This is a genomic window from Citrobacter sp. Igbk 17, assembly GCF_028069775.1.
Classification (GTDB): Bacteria; Pseudomonadota; Gammaproteobacteria; order Enterobacterales; family Enterobacteriaceae; genus Citrobacter.
The window spans coordinates 24,915-49,176 of record NZ_JANEWI010000021.1; the positions used below are offsets into that span (position 1 = coordinate 24,915).

General features: G+C 53.2%; 11 protein-coding genes, 1 other RNA gene and 1 pseudogene. 10 read left to right on the forward strand and 3 right to left on the reverse strand.

Going from position 1 to position 24,262, the window contains the following annotated elements:
* Positions 1–28 precede the first annotated feature (28 nt).
* The 10 genes and pseudogenes from NNO08_RS13740 to NNO08_RS13785 form a co-directional block, all read left to right on the forward strand.
* The gene (locus tag NNO08_RS13740; RefSeq protein ID WP_271456920.1) at positions 29–10,942 is read left to right on the forward strand and encodes a BapA/Bap/LapF family large adhesin; all 10,914 of its coding nucleotides are present in this window, start codon (positions 29–31) and stop codon (positions 10,940–10,942) included.
* Between the two features lie 101 nt (positions 10,943–11,043).
* Positions 11,044–12,453 (forward strand): TolC family outer membrane protein, encoded by a 1,410-nt coding sequence (locus NNO08_RS13745; protein ID WP_271456921.1) that lies wholly within the window; start codon positions 11,044–11,046, stop codon positions 12,451–12,453.
* On the forward strand, positions 12,450–14,636 hold the full coding sequence (locus tag NNO08_RS13750) for a type I secretion system permease/ATPase (RefSeq protein ID WP_271456922.1): 2,187 nt from the start codon (positions 12,450–12,452) through the stop codon (positions 14,634–14,636). Before NNO08_RS13745 ends, NNO08_RS13750 begins: the two co-directional genes overlap by 4 nt.
* Positions 14,637–14,643: 7 nt before the next feature.
* Positions 14,644–15,807: an HlyD family efflux transporter periplasmic adaptor subunit gene (locus NNO08_RS13755; protein WP_271442581.1), complete on the forward strand. Its 1,164-nt coding sequence runs from the start codon at positions 14,644–14,646 to the stop codon at positions 15,805–15,807.
* A 72-nt stretch (positions 15,808–15,879) separates the two neighbouring features.
* Positions 15,880–16,243, forward strand: a transfer-messenger RNA (tmRNA) gene (gene ssrA, locus NNO08_RS13760).
* Between the two features lie 166 nt (positions 16,244–16,409).
* Entirely contained in the window at positions 16,410–17,657 is a 1,248-nt protein-coding gene (locus NNO08_RS13765) for an integrase domain-containing protein (protein ID WP_267455565.1), read from the forward strand.
* 1 nt (position 17,658) lies between these two features.
* Entirely contained in the window at positions 17,659–18,303 is a 645-nt protein-coding gene (locus NNO08_RS13770) for a hypothetical protein (RefSeq protein ID WP_267449565.1), read from the forward strand.
* Positions 18,304–18,482: 179 nt separating this feature from the next.
* Positions 18,483–19,127 (forward strand): leucine efflux protein LeuE, encoded by a 645-nt coding sequence (leuE, locus tag NNO08_RS13775; protein WP_044613265.1) that lies wholly within the window; start codon positions 18,483–18,485, stop codon positions 19,125–19,127.
* A 348-nt stretch (positions 19,128–19,475) separates the two neighbouring features.
* On the forward strand, positions 19,476–19,691 hold the full coding sequence (locus tag NNO08_RS13780; RefSeq protein ID WP_267445937.1) for an AlpA family transcriptional regulator: 216 nt from the start codon (positions 19,476–19,478) through the stop codon (positions 19,689–19,691).
* Between the two features lie 35 nt (positions 19,692–19,726).
* Positions 19,727–20,089 (forward strand): annotated as a pseudogene (locus NNO08_RS13785) (DUF927 domain-containing protein); the annotation flags it as partial.
* Positions 20,090–20,480: 391 nt separating this feature from the next.
* On the opposite strand, the gene NNO08_RS13790 reads toward NNO08_RS13785, so the two are convergent.
* The 3 genes from NNO08_RS13790 to NNO08_RS13800 are packed head-to-tail and all read right to left on the reverse strand — an operon-like array spanning position 20,481 to position 24,006.
* Positions 20,481–21,389, reverse strand: coding sequence for a dihydrodipicolinate synthase family protein (locus NNO08_RS13790; RefSeq protein ID WP_271456923.1), 909 nt, complete (start codon positions 21,387–21,389; stop codon positions 20,481–20,483).
* A gap of 59 nt (positions 21,390–21,448) precedes the next feature.
* Positions 21,449–22,621 carry a galactonate dehydratase gene (dgoD, locus tag NNO08_RS13795; protein WP_271456924.1) on the reverse strand — a complete coding sequence of 391 codons (1,173 nt, stop codon included), beginning with the start codon at positions 22,619–22,621 and terminating at the stop codon, positions 21,449–21,451.
* A gap of 29 nt (positions 22,622–22,650) precedes the next feature.
* Positions 22,651–24,006: an MFS transporter gene (locus NNO08_RS13800; RefSeq protein ID WP_271456925.1), complete on the reverse strand. Its 1,356-nt coding sequence runs from the start codon at positions 24,004–24,006 to the stop codon at positions 22,651–22,653.
* Positions 24,007–24,262: the final 256 nt, after the last annotated feature.

Here is a 24,262-nt window from a genome sequence, read left to right on the forward strand (position 1 = left end):
CTCTCGGCCTGCCATCAGGAGTGAATATATGCGTCTACTCGCCGTTGTATCAAAATTGACTGGTGTTTCCACAAATATTGAAGCTTCTGAAGTCACGCTCAATTCACCTTCCATCGTGAAGCTGTCTGTTTCTCGTGAAGAAATCAGCCAGCTTACCCGCGTAAATCAGGATCTGATTGTCACACTCCGCTCCGGTGAAACCATCACAATTAAAAACTTTTACGTTGGCAAAGGTGATGAACAAAGCCAGCTCGTACTTGAAGATAGCAACGGTGCGTTATGGTGGGTTCAGGATACGGATGGCGCATTCCACTATCAGCATCTGGACGACCTCACCCCATTGATGGCGAGCGAAGGCAGTCATGAAGGCGGCGCAGTCTGGCCGTGGGTTCTTGGCGGCGTCGCCGTGGCGGGGGGAATCGGCCTCGCCGCCGGTGGTGGCGGTGGCGGTGGCGGAAATGGCAATAATGCTGGCAATGGCAATGGCAATGGCAATGAAGGAAATGGTGCTGGTGACGGAAATGGCAACGGCAACGGCAACGAAGGGAATGGTGATGGCGGCTCGCCACCCACGACAACGCCCACGATGCCAGGCGTACCGATTATTACCAGCGTCACTGACAATCAGGCTCCCATTACTGGTCTTGTCAATCAACAGACGTCTACTAATGATAATACGCCAGAACTTCAGGGCACTGGCCCCGCGAACGCAACCTTACATATTTTCGATAACGGTACCGAAATAGGTCAGGTCACTATCGATGCCAACGGGAACTGGACGTTTACTCCATCCTCCCCGCTTGCAGAAGGTACTCACCAGTTTACGGTCAGCGCATCAAACAATGTGGGCAGCAGCGCAATCTCAGACAGTTGGGTCATTACCATCGATACAACCCCACCTGCCGCCGCAATAATTTCTTCAGTGAATCAGGAAGGCACTACAGTGACGGGTAGTGCTGAGCCAGGAAGCACTGTCACTATCATTGGCAGTAACAACCAGGTTCTGGGATCAGCAATCGTCGGTTCAGGCGGTACCTTCACTATTGGCATATCGCCCGCGCAAACACACGGTGAAGCGCTGACAGCAAAGATTCAGGATGAAGCAGGCAATATCGGGCCAGACACCTCATTCAGTGCCTCGAATTCCGGTTATCCAGGCGTACCCGTGATAGTCAGTGTTATGGATGATGTCGCTCCCTCCGTTGGGCCATTGCTCAACAATCAGTCAACTAATGATGCGACCCCAACGCTTTCCGGGACAGCTGAGGCTAACAGTACGGTTAAAATTTACAATAACGGGGCATATATCGACAGCGTCGTCGCCGACAGCAACGGTAGTTGGAACTGGACCTCCAGCACAAACTTGCGGGACGGCTCATATGCCTTCACCGCTACGGCAACCAACCACCTGGGTACGGGGGGAATGTCGACGGCCTTCAATATCAATATCGATACTCAGCCGCCGTTGTCGCCAGACGATCTGACCGTATCTGCCGATGGCGCTGTCGTCACTGGTACGGCTGAACCCGGCAGTACCGTGACGATAACCGACAATAACAATCATGTAATCGGCAGTGGTGTTACCGGGCCAGATGGCTCGTTTACTGTCACCATAAACCCACCACAAACCAATGGCGAAACCATCACCGCTATCGCTACCGATCCGGCAGGAAACACGAGTTTACCTGAAACGGCGATCGCTCCCGATATCACCGCCCCGCTACCGCCCACAAACCTGACAATCAATAATGCGGGCGATCAGGTTTCCGGCACGGCAGAGCCCAACAGTACCGTACATATTCTCAATCCTGGTGGCACTATCATTGGCACAACCACCGCTGATGCTGACGGAGATTTCACCGCCACACTGGTTCCGCCACAAACTAACGGCGAACATCTTGTCGCCAACGCAACGGATGCCGCAGGCAATACCAGTGGTAACACAGCACTCACAGCGCCAGACAGCACCGCACCTGATGCGCCGACAGGGGTGATTGTCGCCGGGGATGGTGGTTCAGTGAGTGGACATGCTGAAATCGGCAGCACCATCACCGTAAAAGACAGCAACGGGAGTACGATTGGCGTGGGTCAGGCAGACAGTGGTGGTCACTTTGTTGTGTCGATCACCCCGTCACAAATCAATGGTGAAACGGTAAAAGTGACCGCAACGGACAGTGCAGGCAACGAAAGTCTGCCCGCTTCCGCACTGGCTCCAGATATTACCGCGCCAGACCAACCGATTATTATTGCCGTCTTAGACGATGTTCCCGATGTCATCGGAAAAATTGATAACAACACGCTGACTAACGATGATAAACCGGAAATTAAAGGCACCGCGGAAGCAGGCTCGCAGGTCAAAATTTACGATAATGGCACCCTGCTAACTACCGTTACCGCCGACATCAATGGTAACTGGGACTACACGCCCAGCACCGCGCTGAGCCAGGGCGCACACGTGTTTACGGTTACGGCAACCGATGCCGCCAACAACACCAGTAGCGCCGCCAGCTGGAAAATCATTGTCGATAGCGTCGCGCCGGCCGTCCCGGCTATTACTTTGATCAACGATGACGTCGGAACCATCACCGGTAACATCGCGAATAACAACGGGGTAACCAACGACAACACGCCAACCCTCTCAGGGACCGGCGAGCCAGGCTCGCTGGTGAACCTGTATGATAACGGTTTGCTGATGACGGTGATGCTCATCGACAAGTCAGGTACCTGGAGCTATACCGTCCCGGACAACAAGCAGCTTGCCGATCGCGACCATCGTTTTACCGTATCCGCAACGGATGCCGCCGGTAACGTCGTCACCTCCCCCGTCACTGTCACCATTACCGTTGACACCCAGCCTCCAGGGGTACCAGCCATTTCAGCCGCCACCGATGACATCGGAAATGCCCCCGTTGACTTGCCTTCTGGTAGCCGCTCAAACGATAACCTGCCGTTACTGAAGGGGACGGGTGAAGTTGGCTCCACCATCACTATCTACGATAGTGCCACACCGATTGGAACGACCACCGTTGTGGCCGGAGGAACCTGGAGTTTCCCTGTCACCCAGCCACTTAGTGAAGGCTCGCACACATTGTCAGCTATCGCGACAGATGCGGCAGGTAACGCCAGTACCGCCGGAAGTTTCATGCTGACTGTCGATACAACGCCACCCGCAGCCCCGATCATCACCTCAGCGGAAGGGCTTATTGGCCTGGAAACTAAAGTACTGAGTAATGGCGGCAGCACGAAAAGCGACACCCCCAAACTGTCAGGAACAGGTGAACCGGGCGCGACAATTACGATTTATGAGAATGGCGGCCTCGCCGGCATCACTACCGTACAGCCAGACGGCACCTGGACATTTACCCCAACCTCACTTGCAGATGGGCCGCATAAATTCACCGCCACGGCGACCGACGCCGCGGGCAACACAGGGATCCCATCGGCGGGCTTTACGCTGACGGTGGATAATCTGCCGCCAACGCAACCGCTCCCACCCACCATTACGGATGACGTCAATCCGATAACCGGGGTCATCACCAACGGCATGACTAACGACACCACGCCAACGTTCAGCGGCACGGGGAGTGTCGGCGACCTTATTTCCATCTACCTTGGTAATAATCCCGCACCGTTGGGTACCGCGACGGTGGGCGCAGATGGTAAGTGGAGCTTTACACCTGGCGACCCCATCAATCCAGACAGCTATCAGATTACCATTACCGCAACTGACCCTGCCGGCAACGTCAGCCTGCCATCAAATGCCATCACCCTGAATATCGACATCACGCCGCCGGCAGCGCCAACCATTATCGCCGTCAATGATAATGTCGGCACTATTCAAGGCAATCTTGCGCCTGGCGCAATAACAGATGATACGACGCCAACTATTCGCGGAACCGGCACTGACGGCGACACGATCACGCTGTACAACGGCAGTACGATTATCGGTACCACAACGGTTGTTGGCACCACCTGGAGTATTACTCCTGGGACGGCGCTGGCAAACGGAAGTTATACGCTAACGGCCATTGCAACCGATGCGGCGGGGAACGCCAGTACCTCATCAAACAGCGTCTCGTTTACGGTTAGCAGCACCGTGCTGACCCTACCGCTGGTTACGGATATTGCAGATGACGCTGGTGCTATTATCGGTTCATTGACCAACAATAGCGTCACGGATGATACCACCCCAACAGTCAGCGGGACCGGTGCGCCGGGCAGTACGGTAGTCATTTTCGATGGTGGCAATCCCATTGCCGAAACCCTCGTTGCAGCGAATGGTAGCTGGAGTATTGAGATTACGCTGACGGGCAATGGCCCGCACACGCTGACGTTCGGCGCCAGGGATGCCGCGGGTAATTCCCTGGCGGCAGGAAACCCTGTAATGTTGATACTCGATACACAGCCTCCCGCCGAGCCAATCGTCACCAGTGTTGACCCGAACGGCACGCTGGTAAGCGGGACAGCCGAGCCGGGCAGCACCGTCATCATCAGAAGTGGTACTACGGTACTGGGCCAGGGCATTGCGAATAGCGTCACAGGTGCCTACACCGTCACGATCTCACCCGCACAAACTACGGGGCAGAATCTGAACGCAATCGCCCAGGATCAGGCGGGCAATAGCAGCGACCCTACGCCATTTAACGCGGCCACGTCCAGCATTCCGCATCCGCCAACTCTCGAAATCATTGATGATGTCTCGCCTGTTACAGGAGCGATTGGCAACGGTAAAACCACCAATGACACCTTGCCGCTGTTACAAGGAACCGCCACGGCAGGAGCAACGGTCAAAATTTATCAGGATGGGAATGTAATCGGTACGGTCACCGCCGATGCCGTTTCCGGCGCATGGCGCTATCCATTATCCGCTCCGCTGACAAACGGCACGACTTACAATTTCACCGTATCGCAAACTGTTGCGGGTATAGACAGTGGCATATCGCCCAATTACGCCATCACTATCGATACTGCCGCCCCACAAGCCCCTGCGATCACCAGCGTAATTGACGATGTGTTACCGGGTACAGGATCGTTAGATACCGGACAAATTACCAACGATTCACGCCCGACCCTCAATGGAACTGGCGAAGCGGGCGCGACGATCACCCTTTACGATAAAGGTATCGCGATTGGCATAACCACCGTGAGTGGCAGCGGATACTGGAGCTATACACCAACTGATGGGTTGGGAGAAGGCGAGCATATCTTTACCGCACGCGCAACGGATGCTGCAGGCAACCTGGGCGATCCCTCCAACAGCTTCCGGATTATTGTCGATACGTTAATCCCAAGCGCGCCCTCTATTGTGTCGGTAATGGACGACGTCGGTACCCCGCAGTCCCTTACATCCGGACAGCTAACCAACGACAACACCCCGTCGCTTGCTGGCGTCACCGAGGCCGATTCAGTAGTGACCATTCGCGATAATGGCGCGGTAATTGGCACAACCACCAGCGATGAAAACGGTAACTGGAGCTTTACACCGGCTCCAGCACTTAGTGAAGGCAATCATTCGTTCACCGCAACCGTCACGGATGGTGCTGGCAACATCAGCCCGGCAAGCCCACCTTTCGTTCTGGTTGTTGATACGCTGCCGCCCGCAGCACCGAGCATTACCTCGGTGATTGACGATCAACCCGGCAACACATCGCTGACTAACGGACAATTGACTAACGATGCACAACCCACGCTGAACGGCAAAGGAGAGATCGGCGCATCTATCACCATCCGCGATAAAGGCGTTGATATTGGTACAACCCAGGTTGATGAGACCGGCAACTGGAGCTTCACGCCGGATACCCCGCTGACTCAGGGGCAACACATCTTTACCGCCGTTGCCACCGATCAGGCGGGCAATATGGGAGGCGTATCTTCGTCCTTCACCCTCGAACTGGATTCCATCGCCCCGCAGCCCCCTATCATTAGCACGGTATTGGACAATACGGCTCCCACAACAGGCGCGATAACCAATGGGCAGACGACAAACGAAACACGTCCGGCACTGAGCGGCACGGGCGAAGTGGGGGCGACCATTACCGTTCTGAGCGATGGCCAACCCATTGGCACCACCACCGTGGGGGCGGGAGGTATCTGGAACTTTACCCCAACGGATGCACTGAGCAACGGACCGCATACATTGACCGTCACCGCGACCGACAGTGCAGGTAACACCAGCGCTGCATCGAACGGCTTTGGGCTCATCGTTGATACCGTATCGCCGGGTATACCCATCATTTCTCAGGTAGCAGATGATGTCGGCCCGCTGACGGGTAATCTGAACAACGGCCAGGCCACAAATGATGCGCAACCCACGCTCAGTGGAACAGCAGAAGCCAATTCCACGATCAAAATTTATGACAATGGCACCTATCTCGGTACCGCTCCGGTAGACGCCAATGGAGCCTGGAGCTTCACGCCAACAGCTGTACTTGGAAATGGTAACCATGCGCTCACGGTGACCGCCGCGGACGCAGCCGGAAACGTCAGTCAGTCATCCGCCACATTTAACATCATTGTGGATACCGTTGCCCCGTTTGCCCCCACCATTATCCAGGCCGTCGATGACGTACAGCCCGGCACCGGAACTCTGTCCAGTGGGGCCTGGACCAATGACACCCGTCCGCTACTCAGTGGCTCAACGGAAGCGAATGCCCGGGTCGCGATTTACGATAACGGCACGCTGCTGGGGACGGTAACCGCCACAATAGATGGGACGTGGGAATATCTGCCCCCCACACTGAGCAACGGCCAACATACATTCACTGCTATCGCCACAGACGCCGCCGGCAATATCGGTGCCACCTCAAGCGGATTTATTATTAATGTCGATACGAACCCACCGCCAATCCCACAACTGATCTCGGTCATAGATGATATCGCAGGCGGTGTTTTCAATGCAGCGCTGAACAACGGGCAGCTCACCAACGATGCCCGCCCAACGCTCAACGGCACCGCCGAAGCCGGTAGCACTGTCAGTATCTATGACGGGAACACTCTGCTTGGTACCGCTCTGGTGCAAAGCAATAATAGCTGGACATTTACCCCGACCACGCCGCTCGCGACCGGGTCCCATACCTTCACCGTGACCGCTACCGATGCGGCAGGGAATACCAGCGGCGCAACACCAGGTTTTACCGTGGTAGTGGACACCGCTGCTCCGGCACAGCCTTCAATAAGTAGCATTATTGATGATGTTGGCCCCAACACCGGTGCGATTGGCAGCAACCAGCCCACCAATGACTCACGCCCAACCCTGAACGGCTCCGCAGAGGCCAACGCGCGAGTCGATATTTATGATAATGGCAGTTTTGTCACCAGCGTAACGGCTGACAGCACTGGCAACTGGAATTACACGCCGTCCACTGATCTGGCTCAAGGGGCTCATTCGTTTACCATCACGGCGACAGATGCTGCGGGGAATACCAGTGGATTTTCGTCTGCAGCAGCCATTGTGGTCGATACCATCGCACCCGCTGTTCCAACCGGGCTGGCGGTCAACACCAATGGTACGACGTTAACCGGTGTGGCCGAAGCGAACAGTACGGTCATTATCACCTCCGGTAGCGGAACGGTACTCGGCACCACAACAGCAAATGCTTCCGGTAACTTCACCTTTACCCTGAATCCACCGCAAATTAGTGGGCAAACGCTGCAGGTCAGCGCACAGGATGCCGCTGGCAATATCGGCACCGCCGGCAACGTGCTGGCCCCGTTTACCGGTGTTCCTCCCGCGCCGGTGATCTCCAGCGTATTCGATGATGTCGGCACTATCACGGGCCTGGTCACCGCCGGGAAAACCACCAATGATACTCGTCCAACACTGAGCGGAACTGCGCAGGCAAACGCCGTTATCAACCTGTATAACAACGGCACGTTGATGGGTAGCACAACCGCAGACGGGAATGGGATCTGGAGTTTTACGCCAGGCAGCGCCCTGAGTGAAGGCAACCATGCGTTTACCGCCAACGCCACAAATGCCAACGGCTCGAGCGTTTTGTCTGGCTCGTTCAGCGTCATTGTGGATACCACGCCACCGCCCCCCCCTACGATTCTGATCAGCGCCGATGGCGGAACTGTGAGCGGTATCGCCGAAGCCGGCAGTACGGTTACGATATCCCTGCCTGGCGGCACCAGCGTGACAGCGGTCGCCAACAGCAGTGGGGTCTACAGTGCCACCTTACCTGTACGCCAGATTGAAGGTCAGTCGTTATCTGCAACGGCAACCGATGCAGCAGGCAATACGTCATCGCCTGCCAGCGTCATCGCGCCGGTACTCCCTCTGCTGGCTGAAGATAATGTCACCCGTTTGCCGCTACAGACTGACGTGGTAATCAGCACTGAGCATCAAAGCGATTACGGTTTCCTGCTGGTGAACGCACTGGGTAGCGTCGCCAACGTGCTGGGTAACGACACGGCAAGTGTTAATTTCAGCATCCAGTCTGGCGGTAGTGGCTCCATCACCATTAACGCCGCGGCGACCGGCATTGTGCTGTCACTATTAAGCTCAATGGAGATTGTTATCCAGCGCTATGACTCCTTGCTCAACACCTGGATAACCGTGGTCGATACTTCGAAACCCAATTTTGCCAGTTTGCTGACCATCGGAGCCTCTGGAGTGACGCTCAATTATGATGGGCTGACAGGCGGGGATTATCGCGTGGTCAGCTTCAACACGAACCTGCTGGCGACCGGCGCTTACACCAGCCTGGACGTTGCCGTGGTGAAAACCAACGGCGGAACCATCACCGGGGGGACCACAGAATCCGGTAACATCATCACCGATACCGATCCCACTAACGGTCAAGATAACGCCCCTTCCGGTACGCTGGTCACCGCCATTACCGATGGTAACGGCAATGTGGTAAACGTCACGGCAGGCGGCGTGAATGTACAGGGTAAATACGGCACCCTGCATATTAACCAGGACGGCAGTTATACCTATACCCTGACCAATACAGCAATATCGGTGTATGGCCGCTCCGAAAGCTTCACCTATACGTTGACGCATGGCTCTGACCATTCCTCAGCCAAACTGGTTGTCACGCTAGGCCAGGCCCCAACCACCAGCACGGTAACGGCAGCAGATGACGTGGCGTCACTGACCTACGGAACCCAGGTGATCGCAGTCGACCACGTCACGTCAAAACAAACTGGCTTCACACTGGCAAATGTCGGGCTGGGTGATGTCCTCGACGTCAGCCTGGTCAACGGGTTGACCAACCCAATCAAATTCAACGTTGATGACGGAGCAACGCGTACGCTCACCGTCCAGGCGAATGTCCTCGGTGTGACGCTTGGCGGCTTTGATCTGTATGTCTACCGCTTCAATGAGGCTATTCAGCAGTATGAACAATATCGGGTGCAGCCAAACTGGGTTACGGCGCTGCTGGGCGGCAGCTCTTCAGCGTATACCATCACGCTGCCGGGTGGTGGCTATCTTTTCCTGCTTAACGCCTCTGGCGGCCTGACGTTACTGACCAGCTATACCCTGAATATTCAGGCGGATCATACCTACGCGGTGGACAGTCTCAGCGCGGTAACCAACGGTAATATTCTGGTCAATGACTCGGCTCCGATAAACAGCGTCATCACCGAAGTGAATGGTGTTGCGATTAACGGGACGGGCACCACCAGTATTAACGGACAATACGGCACGCTGACTATCGATGCGAAGGGGAACTATACCTATACCCTGAAAAGCGGGCTGGGTGCAGATAGCATCAGCACACCGGACAGTTTCGTCTATACGGTCAAAGCCCCCAATGGCGATACAGGTAGTGCCTCGCTGAACATTACGGCGACCCCGCAGGCGCTGGACGCAGTAAATGACGTCAGCGGCATGATGGCGGTGAGTACCGTTCAGGATTCTGCGGCATACGGAAGCGGCGCGCTGGGCACAGCGACAATTCCGACGCTGGGGAGCAAAGCAACCGGTTCAGGTTCGTTTGACATCGCAACAAATGACGTACTGAAAGGCGCCACGCTCAACTTCAGCATCGGCACCCTTATCACCGTCGGTACGCTGGGCGTGACCTGGACAATCACCGGTCCTGACGGATTCTCGCTTTCAGGCTCTGTACCCGCCAGTGCTATCAGCCTGTTAGGCAGTTCAATTGCCGTCTCACTGGGTAATGCCGAGCTAGCCGCGGGTCATTACAGCATCAGCTTCACAGGAACGATGGGGGGACTGGCCGTTGGCAACGTCAGCATTACGCCGAACGTCACGGGCACGACATGGCACCTCAATACCTGGGACGTTAACACCACGACGGTGAATGGCAATATTTTTGATGGCAGTGATGCCGCTGGCGCGCACGATCAGCTCTCAACAGTCCATACGCAGCTCACTATCACCGGCTTTAACGGCAGTACCGCCACACTCAATCCGACCAGCAGTATCAGTAGCACAACAATTCAGGGTCATTATGGCTCACTGACCATGAATCTGGATGGCTCATACATCTATACGCTGAAACCGGGTACAACCGTGGCGTCGATGGCCAGCAAAGAGACATTTACCTATACGCTTAACGACCAAAACGGGCATACGGACACCGCGACGCTGACCATCAATATGAATCCACAGATGGCAAGCACCGCGCAACATGACGTAATCATCGGCTCGGTCTACGGCGATACGCTGATTTATCACCTGCTTAATGCCAGCGATGCAACGGGCGGTAACGGAACGGCAGACACCTGGACCAACTTCTCGCTGGCGCAGGGCGACAAAATCGACATCGGCGACCTGCTGGTAGGCTGGAACGGACAAAATGCCACGCTCGGTAACTACCTCACGGTGACCACCAGCGGTAACAACACCGTCGTTTCCATTGACCGCGACGGTACAGGCAGCACGTACCACACCACTAACCTCGTAACACTGGAGAACGTACACACCACGCTCGATGAGCTGATCCAACAAAATCACATTGTGACCTGAAACGAACGCCATACCGCTATAACGAGATAACAACAGCCCCGGATGCCATGACGTCCGGGGCAATAACAGTCGTCACTGCCCTATTTTGCAAGGGATAAACCATGAGAAATGTCGCCCCTGTCGCTGTACTGCTGGCATTAACGTTCTGTTCCGTTCATGCGAATGCCGAAGATGAACCGCAAATTATTACGCCGGAAGGGCTGGCAACCAGTCAGATGCTTCCCTCTCTGGATGGCTCTGTGGCCGATCTGCCGCTAAGCGTTGCCGCTCCCGGAAGCCTGACGCTTAACGACGCGGTGAGCCGCGCAGTGAGCTGGCATCCTTCTATTCGTGAATCCATTGGCAAACTGCTCTCGCAAAATGAGCAGATAGACGTGGCGAAAGCGAAATATTATCCGCAAGTTACAGCCGGAATGAACAACGGCTACAGCAATACCTACACCGACCATGGCTTCAGCCCTGCACTGGTCATTTCGGTGTCACAAATGCTGTATGACTTTGGCAAAGTCGCCAGCCAGGTGCGCGCCGAAGCCGCCGGTTCGGCGCAACAACAGGCAAACGTGTTACTCAGCATCGATACTGTCGCCCACGCCACCGCCAATGCAATCGTCCAGGTTCAGACATGGCAACAGATGGTGGATGCCGCCGAAGAGCAACTGGTCGCGCTAAACGGTATTGGTCGACTGACCAGAGAACGTAATGATGAAGGGGCGACCTCGCTGTCTGACGTGGTACAAACCGATGCGCGTATTGAGTCTGCTCGTTCACAGCTGGCGCAATATCAGGCCAATCTCGACAGTAGCAAAGCGACGTTGATGAGCTATCTCGGCTGGCGCTCACTGAACGGCATCAGCAATGAGTTTCCGGTAAAACTGGACAGCAGTTGCGATGTCGTAAAACCGGAGGATAAGTTAGTTCCTGCAGTGCTGGCAGCCTGGGCGCAGGCGAACATCGCACAGGCCAATCTGGATTACGCCAACGCACAGATGACGCCAACCATTTCCCTGGAGCCATCTGTTCAGCACTATCTCAACGACAAATACCCCAGCCATGAGGTGCTCGACAAAACGCAGTACTCAGCGTGGGTAAAAGTCGAAATGCCGCTGTATCAGGGCGGCGGTCTCACCGCCCGGCGCAACGCCGCCAGCCACGCGGTAGAGTCCGCACAGTACTCTATTCAGCGCACCCGACTTGAAGTACGGCAAAAATTACTGGAATCCCGCAGCCAGGCAATGAGCCTCGCGACTGCATTACAGATCCTGCGCCGCCAGCAGCGGCTGAGCGAACGCACTCGTGAACTGTATCAACAGCAGTATCTGGATCTCGGCTCACGCCCATTACTTGATGTTCTTAACGCCGAACAGGAAGTGTACCAGGCCCGTTTTGCCGAACTCCAGACCCAAAGCCAGCTGCGCCAGCTACAACTGAACTGCCTCTACAACACCGGATCGTTGCGCCAGGCGTTCGCCTTAAATAACCGCAGCATTCAATCGGTGGAGATCCAGCTATGAGCGACGTCGAGCCTGTTGTTGAAGATGCTATTGGCGAACCCGCCCTGAGCCAGTGGGCGCAGGCAGTTACCCACATTGCCAGCCACTATCGCCTTACTTGCTCGCCAGGCGCTATCCAGGCCAACGCCCCATGGTTCGAGGGGAAAAGCAAAACCCTTGCTTTGACGCAATTAGCGCGCCAGGCGGGACTTTCCTTTCATACGCTGGATACCGCAAAGCAGGTACTTAACCAGTGGCGTTTACCGGTGGTGGCGGAACTGCACGACGGCCAAATCATGGTGATAGAACATTTCAACGGTGAAGATACACTGGATGTCTTTATTATTGCCGACGAGGGACAGCGCAACCGGCTGGCGGTGACAGAGCTTCTGCCAGAAATCCATACTATCACCGCACTGCGCCCGTTATCGGCGTTAAAAGACAGTCGGGTTGATCGCTATATTTCGCGCTTTAAACCCGACTGGACACGCGAGCTGGTTTTACAAGATATCCGCCCTTACCTGCCCGTCATGGTTGCTGCGTTTCTGATTAACGTCCTGTCACTCTCCGGGATAATTTTTTCAATGCAGGTTTACGACCGGGTGATCCCCGCCCAGTCATATCCGACTCTCTATGTTCTCTCGACCGGTGTCCTGGTCGCGGTATTGTTTGGCTTTTTGCTTCGCGAAGCACGTACCCACATTATGGATCTACTCGGTAAACGTGCAGACATGCGTATTTCCGATCGCGTGTTCAGCCACGCCCTGCGGTTGCGCAATAGCGCGGTTCCCCGCTCAACAGGGAGTTTTATTTCCCAACTCCGCGAGCTGGAGCAGATCCGGGAGATGATCACCTCCTCAACCATGTCGACCATCGTCGACCTGCCGTTTTTCCTGCTGTTTATTGTCGTACTGGCGTGCATTGCTCCGCCGCTGGCGTGGATAGCCCCCGTCGCTGCCATTCTGATGATTCTGCCGGGGCTGTTATTACAGAAAAAACTGGCGGTACTTGCTAACCAGGCCGCACATGAATCCACTCTGCGCAACGCGGTGCTGGTCGAAAGCGTTCAGGGGCTGGAAGATATCAAGCTAATGCAGGCGGAGAACCGCTTTTTACAGCAATGGAACAGCTATATCCGCATTACTGGCGAGTCCGGGCTACGCACACGCAAGCTTACCCAGGGGCTGATCGGTTGGGGGATGTCAGTACAAAGCCTGGTTTACGCCGCCATCATTATGTTCGGTGCGCCCATGGTTATTGAAGGCACGATGACCACCGGGGCCGTGGTGGCCGCCTCGATGCTCGGATCACGGATGATCGCCCCGATGGCTAACCTGTGTGGTGTGCTGGCTCGCTGGCAGCAGGTCAAAGCAGCCAAAATGGGGCTGGACAGCATTATGCAACTTCCCACCGAGACGCAGCACGATGAAGACCGGATACACCAGGAAATCTTCCGCGGCCACTATCTGTTTGAAAATGCGCACTTTCGCTACCACAGTGACGACCAGCGCGTACCGTTACGCATCTCGCGTCTGGAAGTGATGCCCGGAGAGCGGATTGCGATTCTCGGGCGTAACGGCGCGGGTAAATCAACCCTGCTACAGGCCATGGCGGGCGGCGTAGAGATTATTCAGGGTGATGTCCGACTCGATAACCTGAGTCTGGCGCAAATCGATATGGCTGATTTACGCCGCAATATCGGTTTTCTCAGCCAGAACGCTCGGCTTTTTTTCGGTACGTTACGCGAGAATCTGACACTCGGCGCACCGCATGCCAGCGACACGCAGATATTCGAAGCGCTGGAGGTCAGTGGCGCATCTGCATTCGTCAAACAACTCGCCAAAGGGCTGGCACACCCCATTATGGAAGGCGGTAATGGGCTTTCCGGCGGGCAGCGTCAGTCGATTCTGCTCGCCAGAATGTTACTGCGATCGCCCAATATCGTACTGCTCGACGAACCCAGTGCCTCGCTGGATGAACACACCGAGCGGGAATTTATACAACGGTTAAACCAGTGGCTGGGCAACCGCACATTGATTGTCGCCACACATCGCGTTCCGGTTCTGGAGCTGGTCGAGCGCGTGGTGGTACTCAAAGAAGGTCAGCTGGTCATGGATGCCCCAAAAGCGCAGGCGCTAAATGCAAATCGGGCACCTGCACAGACTCACGGTCGGGAGTGGAAAAATGAAAACCAATCCGCATGATGCCGCCATGGACGACCTCGATATCCGCCGGGAACACCGTTTTTCCGGTGCCAGCCGCATTATTCTGCTCAGCACACTGCTTTTTGCCATCCTGGGGGGATGGGCGTATTTCGGTAAACTGGATGAAGTCTCTACCGGCAGTGGGAAAGTCATCCCCAGCTCGCGTGAACAGATATTGCAGTCGCTTGACGGCGGGATCCTTGCCGAACTCAGCGTGCACGAAGGTGATAAAGTTCAGGCCAACCAGATTGTCGCCCGCCTCGACCCAACGCGTTCTGAATCCAACGTGGGTGAAAGCGCCGCCCGATACCGTGCATCTTTAGCATCCAGCGCCAGACTGAATGCCGAAGTCAACGATTTGCAGCTAACGTTCCCCAGCTCGCTGCAGGCCTGGCCGGAACTTATCGCCTCTGAAACCCGGTTATATAAAAGCCGCCGGGCGCAGCTTGCCGATTCGATGGTGGAACTACAGGATGCGCTGGTCTCCGTGAACAAAGAACTGGCGATCACCCAACGGCTGGAGAAAAGCGGTGCCGCCAGCCATGTGGAAGTCCTGCGCCTGCAACGACAAAAAAGCGATCTTGGACTCAAAATAACCGACCTGCGCTCGCAATATTACGTGCAGGCGCGTGAAGCGCTGTCGAAGGCCAACGCCGAGGTTGATATGCTGGCGGCCATCTTAAAAGGTCGCGAAGATTCCGTCACCCGCCTGACCGTTCGCGCCCCGATGCGCGGTATCGTAAAAAACATCCAGGTCACCACGATTGGCGGCGTTATCCCTCCTAACGGTGAAATGATGGAGATTGTCCCAGTAGACGATCATTTGCTGATTGAAACCCGCCTGTCACCGCGCGATATCGCGTTTATTCACCCCGGACAGCGGGCACTGGTAAAGATTACTGCCTATGACTACGCCATTTACGGAGGGCTGGAGGGCGTGGTCGAAACCATCTCCCCAGATACCATTCAGGACAAAGTGAAGCCGGAAATCTTCTACTACCGTGTTTTCATACGTACCCATCAGGACTTTTTGCAGAACAAGCTGGGACGTCATTTTTCTATCGTACCGGGCATGATTGCCACTGTGGATATAAAAACAGGTGAAAAAACCATCGTCGACTATTTAATCAAACCATTTAATCGTGCAAAAGAAGCACTGCGCGAGCGGTAAATCCTTGCGGTTAAGGGGTTGTGGGGGCTGGTCACGCGTGTCACAAGTCTGTTATACTTGCTGCAACACATTGGGGCTGATTCTGGATTCGACGGGATTCGCGAAACCCAAGGTGCATGCCGAGGGGCGGTTGGCCTCGTAAAAAGCCGCAAAAAAATAGTCGCAAACGACGAAAACTACGCTTTAGCAGCTTAATAACCTGCTCTGAGCCCTCTCTCCCTAGCTTCCGCTCTTAAGACGGGGATCAAAGAGAGGTCAAACCCAAAAGAGATCGCGTGGATGCCCTGCCTGGGGTTGAAGCGTTAAAACTAATCAGGCTAGTCTGGTAGTGGCGTGTCTGTCCGCAGGTGCCAGGCGAATGTAAAGACTGACTAAGCATGTAGTACCGAGGATGTAGGAATTTCGGACGCGGGTTCAACTCCCGCCAGCTCCACCAAACATTCATTCATGATGCATCATGAACCTTAAAAAAGCCTGTAACTTCAACGAGTTGCAGGCTTTTTTGTTGCATGTGTGGTCATGATCTCTGTATGAATCTTGACCTTTTGGCACCATGTTTAGCACCACGGTATCGTGGGGCTAAAAAAGTGTGGTGCTAAAACATGCCTAAGCAACTGAAACCCTTAACAAATGTGGAGATCGCTGGCGCGAAGCCCCGTAGCACAGATTATGAGCTACGGGACGGTGAAGGCCTGTACTTGCTGGTTAAGACTTCAGGGAGGAAGGCCTGGCATTTCGAGTATTATCATCCCGTCACCAAAAAGCGCACCAAAACCAGCCTTGGCCCTTACCCGGTCGTTACACTGGCGATGGCCCGCGAAACTCGCACACAGTACAGACGACTGCTCTGGCAGGGCATCGATCCTCGTCAACACTTAGCTGAAATAGCCGAAGAAAAACGCATCCAGAATGAATGCACGCTGGAAAAGGTAGCCGGACAGTGGCTGGAAGAGAAAAAACGGACCTGTGGACTCAGCGAAGATCACGTCAAAGATATCTGGCGTTCGCTGGAGATGCACGTCTTTCCTTCTCTGGGCCATACGCCCGTCACCGAGATCCGCCCGAAAATACTCAAGGAACACCTCACACCGCTGGAAGAACAGGGCATCCTCGAAACGCTGCGGCGGGTTATCTCGCGGCTCAATGAAATCTTCCGCTTTGCCATCTCCGAAGAGCTCATCGAGTTCAATCCGGCTGACAACCTGGTCGCCCGCTTCAAGAAACCGAAAAAGCAGAACATGCCCGCACTCCACCCCAGCGAGTTGGGTAGGCTGATGCTGGCACTACAGAACGCCTCTATCCGCAAGGAAACCCGCTGCCTTATCGAATGGGAGCTACTGACCTGGGTTCGCCCCGGCGAAGCCGTTAGCGCCCGCTGGTGTGACATCGATATGAAAAAAGCAGAATGGCGTATCCCTGACACCTTTATGAAGATGAACCGTTCGCATACGGTGCCGCTCAGCAAACAGGCACTGCGCGTTCTTCAGATCATGGAGCCAGTCAGCCGCCATCGTCCGTGGGTTTTCCCCAGCATTCGCAAACCGCTGGAGCATATGCACCAGCAGACCGCGAACGCCGCGCTTATCCGTATGAGTTTCGGCGGTGAACTGGTCGCCCACGGCATGCGCAGCATCGCCAGGACCGCAGGCGCAGGTCATTTCCCCCGTGAAGTTCTGGAATCTGCACTGGCACACCAGAAAGAAGACGAGATCGAAGCGGCATACAACCGCAGCGACTATCTGGAACAAAGGCGACCGCTGATGCAGTGGTGGGGAAACTACGTTGATGCTGCCAGACGGCAGGCGCTGCTCGGTGAAGAAGAACCGCTGCGGATCGTGGAAGGAGAATAATGTGACCAGTCCCATTCGTCAGAATCTGTTTGAACGGGAATGTGATATGCCGCTGCTGGAAGCGCGGCATCTCGCCCTTCTGCTTCTCGGCCTTGATGCATCCCAACCGGCAAACGCCCTGCTGGAAGAACATCAGGAAAATTACCGTATCCTGCACGACGCTATCAGCCGCACCATCAAAGCAACGGGCATGGTCAGCGCCCCGGCGAATAAACGCATGTTCTATGCCGATGAAATGTTCGCACTGGCCTGGCGACTTATTGATGACGAACTCACGCCACCAGAAATTAAGGCCCGCAGCCTGAAGGCGGTGATGAAACTGTCACGTAACAGCCGTGGCCGCAAGTGGCTGAAGACGCTCGGTGACGACGCGCTACCAGATCTTACTACTTCAGCACAACCTTCCCAGCGTGGGATGCATAAGCGTGACAAAGCACGGGAGAATACAGCCCGACTCTGCTGGCTACTGGTTCAGCTTCTGGTTGAGGAGACTGACGGGCGTTACGGGACGTCTGATAAGCCGGCTTCGGATCGGATACTTCGAAAGCTGAAAACGCTGGCTCAGGATCGGGAATTATTGTCAGACGGGCTTGGGCGAGGGACCGTTTATGAGGTACTGAAGATGGGACGGGAGAAAAGAACGTAAGTAGTCGCTCCCAGTGGCGAGTGTAGCGAACCAATTAAGCTATGATACTTCAGGCGTATAGTCGGCTTCGTGCCAGGAGCGGACATTGGCCGAATAAATAGAAAGCAGCCGTGATGTGTTTTCATTAACGCTGGTTACGTTAGAATAGCCTCGATGAAAACGAGAGAACTGGAGTAAAAATGTTTGCTGATTTTGGTATCGTGAATTTCTGGACGTATCTGCTTGGTGCGACACTGATAGTTCTTGCTCCTGGCCCTGAGACCATGTTCGTGATTAAAACAAGCATTACGAGCGGCATTAAACGAGGCTTTGCTGCAATATTTTCCATTCTCATGAGTGACGTACTTCTGGTTCTGCTGGCATGGTGTGGGCTGGCCGCAGTCATAAGCTCAACTCCAGCCTTGTTTAACGCCATCAAATACGCAGGTGCTGCCTATCTTTTCTATCTCGGTGTCCAGACGATACGCGCTATCTTTAAGCCAACTGTTGAAACAAGTCAGGAAAAGAAATCGTCAGCTGATGCTAAGGGGATTATCGGGCGTGGAATGCTGGTTACTCTACTGAATCCAAAGACGCTGCTGTTCTATATCTCTTTCTTCGCCCAGTTCATCAATGTTCAGGCTGAACATTCCTGGATGGCGTTTATCATCCTTGCAGCAGTAATGTTCGCAATTACTCTCGTTTATTTCGGTTTCCTCGTTTTCTGCGGCTCTTATCTGCTAAGCCGTCTGAAAGGCAACCGTAGATTATCAACCATTGGAAACGCGCTGGTAGGTATGTTCTTCATTGGATTTGCAGCACGACTCGCAAGCGCAACCTCCTAACGAGACAGCTAAACCGCCTCACGGCGGTTTTTTTTACGTTCTTACGCTGGATGGGACAGCCGCTCTTCGCTCAGAACTGACGGTGAGATAGCGACATATATTGTGAAATGTTTGTAGTCGTACGTTGCCATTCGTTAACAATAGCAAATCTTATCTCGATGGGCTCAATTGAATAAAAATCATTCATTTTCAATAAATTAATATAGCGCCATCATTTTTGATGGCAAAGAAACTCTTCCCGGACTCATTACTTTCTTTCTGGACTTAAGTTTTTCCTCCGGACATATACCTCTCCTTCTTGTTCCGCGCTATAACCGCTTCGACACTCTGTTCCCGTGAGGTGCAATCATGAAAACCCGTGCTGACAGTAACAATGCTTTTCCCGAAAGCGGCAACGTGCGTATGCGGCAGGTGGTCCAGTTTCTGGCGATGAGCGAATCGTCTGTTTACCGCCTGATGAAAGCTACCGACTTTCCTCGCCCTGTCCATCTCTCTTCCCGGCTGGTGGTCTTCGATGCCGCTGAAATACGCCAGTGGCAACAACGCCGCAACGCATTCCGTTAATCCATGCTCAGGGATGAGCCGACTGATGCCTCGTTATGAAACACGCCCCCTGTCTCAACAAACAGTCTCCCGACCGACCGCACGCTCGAAGTGGTGAGCCTGGCATGGGAGGCCCCACGCATGTAGCGAAAAGAACCCGACCAAGAAGATGATATTCCTCCGATGGTACTCGGTCCGGATGAACTGACCAATCTGGACAACCTGACCATTACCAGGCCTGACACGCTCTACGTCCGAGTACTCCGCACCGGCGATATCAGCGAAGAAGAACTACTGAGAATCACCGCAAAACTGGTGCACGCGGATGTGCAGATGGCCTGGCTGATGAGCCCTGACGGTGAGTTGCTGGAGGACTGGACTGGAGTGGTTAATTTGAACGCCTGCGACAGGAAAGGCCTTTTAATTCGCCACAAGCTTAATAGTCACATCTCAGTAATTTAAGAGTAATAAAAAGAGGTGACCCTGAGCGGTGAGTGCTATCCCTAAGAGTTTATACTTTTATTTTAAAATAATTAATTAAAAATACATCCCCCAAGCAACCTCGCATAAACTCACTGATTGATGAAGTATACATATCAAAACTCTATCAATTATGATTAATTAAATGACACCTCCATAAAAACATTAATCAACTACTAATAAGCAGGGGTTTTCTGCACTACTCTACTCCATCCAAATAAATTAAAGGAGACATTTAACTTCATGGAATTAAATGCCTCCCTGATTTTATACCTAAGTTGTGAATGAAAATTCTATATGATAATTTTATTTTGTGCCGATAGATAATGTTTACTCATTCGCGGAAAATGCTTTTAGAATTAACAGAACCATCTCCTTATGGTGTGTTTCCAGAACTTCTGCTGGAGGTAGTACATGTGTCGGTATATTGATGGCCATCTGAGATATCGCAAATTTAAGCGCAGCATGAAAAGGTAGATGAGGTTCATAAAGACCGGCCAGATTCGTTACCTGCTGATGTAAACTGATAGCATGCGCATAATCGCCTCGCTGCCATGCACGAAAAATCCCGCACATCAGTTGTGGGGCGAAATTAGCACTGGCAGCGATAGCCCCGTCGCCGCCCAGAATCAGAGTTCCAAGCAAATTTTCATCATATCCTGCGAACACGGCGAAATCGTGACGTAGTGGTTTAACTGAACATAAGGTTTCCCGAATGTGGGTCATTGCATTGACAGTGTCTTTGAGGCCTACAATAGCAGGGCATTCGCAGGCAAGCCGGGTTATCACCGAAACAGGTACAGACTGTCCGGTGAGTGCCGGGAAATTATAAATCAGAACAGGTATGTGGAGTTCGCTACTGATTAACTGATAATGAGAGAATAATGCAGTATCACTCAGTAAATGATAAAAAGGGTTAATAACAACAACATAATCAGCACCGGATTCCTGTGCGTGCAGGCTCAGCCCAATCGCCGGAGCGGTGCCGGTGTACCCCGTTCCGATCAGCACCGGTTTTCGTCCATTGACATGGCGAATACAAAATTCCGCCACCTCTTTGCGTTGCTTTTCTGACATCGCCGCAAATTCACCCGCACTGCCTAAAAAAAATAACCCATCTACATCACTGCCGACTAAGAAATCAATCAACCTGGACTGGTTTTCACGATCAAATTTTCCCTCTGCCGTAAAGCAGGTCGGAACAGGGGGAATAATACCGCTCAGACAAGAGACGCTCATGGAATAAATCTCCTATAATTGCAGGAGACCCCTGCTGGAGGTCTCCGGTTGCAGGTTACCTACCAGTTAACAATTGTGCCTTCGCGCAGTTGTGCCTCAGCACCACTTTGTGGCTCCGGCTGATAAGGATGTCGGCGCGCTTCTGCTTCGTTCACCTCAACGCCCAGGCCGGGTTTTTCCGGGATCTGCCAGCAGCCATCCACCATCCGTATCGGCGTGTCCACCACATCATGGAACCACGGTACGGCTCCAATCATCTCTTCCTGAATCACGAAGTTTGGTGTGGAGACATCAAAGTGCAGTGCCACAGCGCCAGCAATCGGGCCTGCCGGGTTATGAGGCGCTACGCCGCAATAGGCCCCTTCCGCTGCGGCCGCAATTTTCTTCGCCATCCACAGCCCGCCACAGTGGCTTAAATCTGGCTGGATAATGTTGACCGCCCGGTGCAGAAACAGTTGCTCGAACTCTTTGTACTGGATCAACCGTTCACCCGTTGCAACCGGGCAACTGACCTTCATCATCACATCCCGCATGGCGGCAGGATCACCTGGCTGAACAGGCTCTTCCACAAACAATGGATTCGATGGCTCCAGCGCCTTTATGTACTGGACGGCAAGGGACGTTGAGGCAGGTCGACCATGGAAATCCACCATAATATCAATATCGTTCCCCACCGCCTGCCGGACGGCACCAATCGTCTCTTCAACCATACTGATTTCTGAGGACGCCGAGGTATAGTGACAATAGGGAACAAACAGAATTTTCATCGCCTGGTATCCCATATCCACTACTTCAAGGGCCTTATCAACAAAGGCATTTTTATTAAAGGTTTCGTAGATCGCTTTGGCGTTACCCTGGCCCAGATGGGTATAGGCTTTGATAACATTGTGTGTCTTACCCCCCAGTAAACGCCATACCGGAAGTCCCACACTTTTGCCCAGAATATCCCAGAGCGCGTGCTCAATGGCGCTGATCGCTGTCATAGCGATCGTCCCGGGCTGCCAGAAATGAAACTTTGTCATCCGGCGAAACGCCTGTTCTATATCACGAGGATCCTGCCCAATCATTAATGGTTTAATATCCTCCACAGCACTGACGACCGCCCGGGTTTTCCATTCCAGCGTCCCTTCTCCCCAGCCATATAACCCGTCAACATCCGTAATAACTTTCACAAATACCCAGTTTCGGAGATCCGCATTGACCACCAAAGTTTGTATATCGACAATTTTCATTTTTCACCTCATTTATTGAGTGATGAACATTATTTTTCCTGATGAAATATTTTTGACGGCAGTAATAAAAAAAGAACGCCACATACCAACAGGCATAAACCCAGTAGATACGTTCCATTATTAATATTACCGGTCAGATTTTTCGCCACATCGCTTATAAATGACCCCATAAATCCAGAGAGTGCACCGAATGAATTAATCATGGCGATCCCAGCCGCCGCCGCCGCTCCACTTAATAACGTTCCCGGAAGAGTCCAGAAGACCGGCATCATACCGAATAAGCCGACAGCAGCCAGCGTCATAAAGAACATCGATAATGTCAGACTCCAGGCAATACAGAATGCGCTCAGCATCAGGCATACTCCACCGATTAACGGAGGAAGGGCTGTATGGAGTCGCCGTTCATTCATTTTGCGGGAATGCCAGGGGATAAGGACCATAGCTATGGCACCAAAAAGATAGGGAACCGCGGTGATCAGGCCGATGGTCCAGACATTCTGCACGCCGCTGTAGCTGATAATAGAGGGCAACCAGAATGTCATTCCATAATATCCGGAGTTGTACATCAAAATGATCAGGCAAAGGATCCACAGGCGGACGTCTTTCAGGGCAACGCTGAAAGAATGTTGTTTATGGGTGTTATCGCTGACAAGATTATGATGGAGAATGTTTTTTTCCGTTTCTGTCAGCCAGCCGGCATCATCAATACCATTACTGAGCCAGAAATAAGTGAAAATACCCAGTAATGATGCGGGAACCCCTTCTATCAACATCATCCATTGCCATCCTTCCAGTCCGTAAGCCAGATGTGAATATTGCATAATTAAGCCGGATAACGACCCGCCCAGTACGGATGCTACGGGTAATGCCAGTAAAAATACGGAGGTGGCCTTACTCATCAGATGGGACGGGAACCAGTAATTCAGATAGAGGATCACCCCCGGATAAAACCCTGCTTCACAAATGCCGAGCAGCAGGCGGAGAGTATAAAAAAGTGTCGTACCCGGAATGCCGGTGAGAACTGACAGAGGCTGTATTGCCATGGTTAACGCGGAGAGTCCTCCCCAGACAAATAATATCAGGGCGATCCAGCGCCTTGCCCCTATCTTGTGCAGGATCATATTTGCCGGGACTTCAAAGATAAAATAACCCCAGAAAAACATACTGGCACCCAGGGCATAGACGGTATCGGTAAACTTCAGACTTTCCAGCATTTGCAATTTTGCAAAACTGATGTTCACCCTGTCGAGATTTGCAAAAAGATAACACACCATAAAAAGAGGGATAATTCGCAATATCACCTTCTTATAAAGGTTTTCTTCAGAAATACCGGGGTTCTGCTCAGCCAAAATTATGCTGTCATTATGTGACCAGGACGAGTTCATAACATAATCCTCAAAACAATAAGGGCCGATAAAGGCAGTGTTACTCCTTAACAAGTAAAAATCGAAGCGTATCCTGGCTACCTGTCTTTATGATGCTTCTGAAAAGGATGACATCAATGCGAGAGTATTTCCTCTCAATTTATTGCCTGCGAAAGGAAGTATCTCGAATTTACATTAAAGTTTCATAACTAATATCTACATTCAATAAAAAAACATTTTTTATGTGGATGCTATCACACGAAAAAAACACTAATCA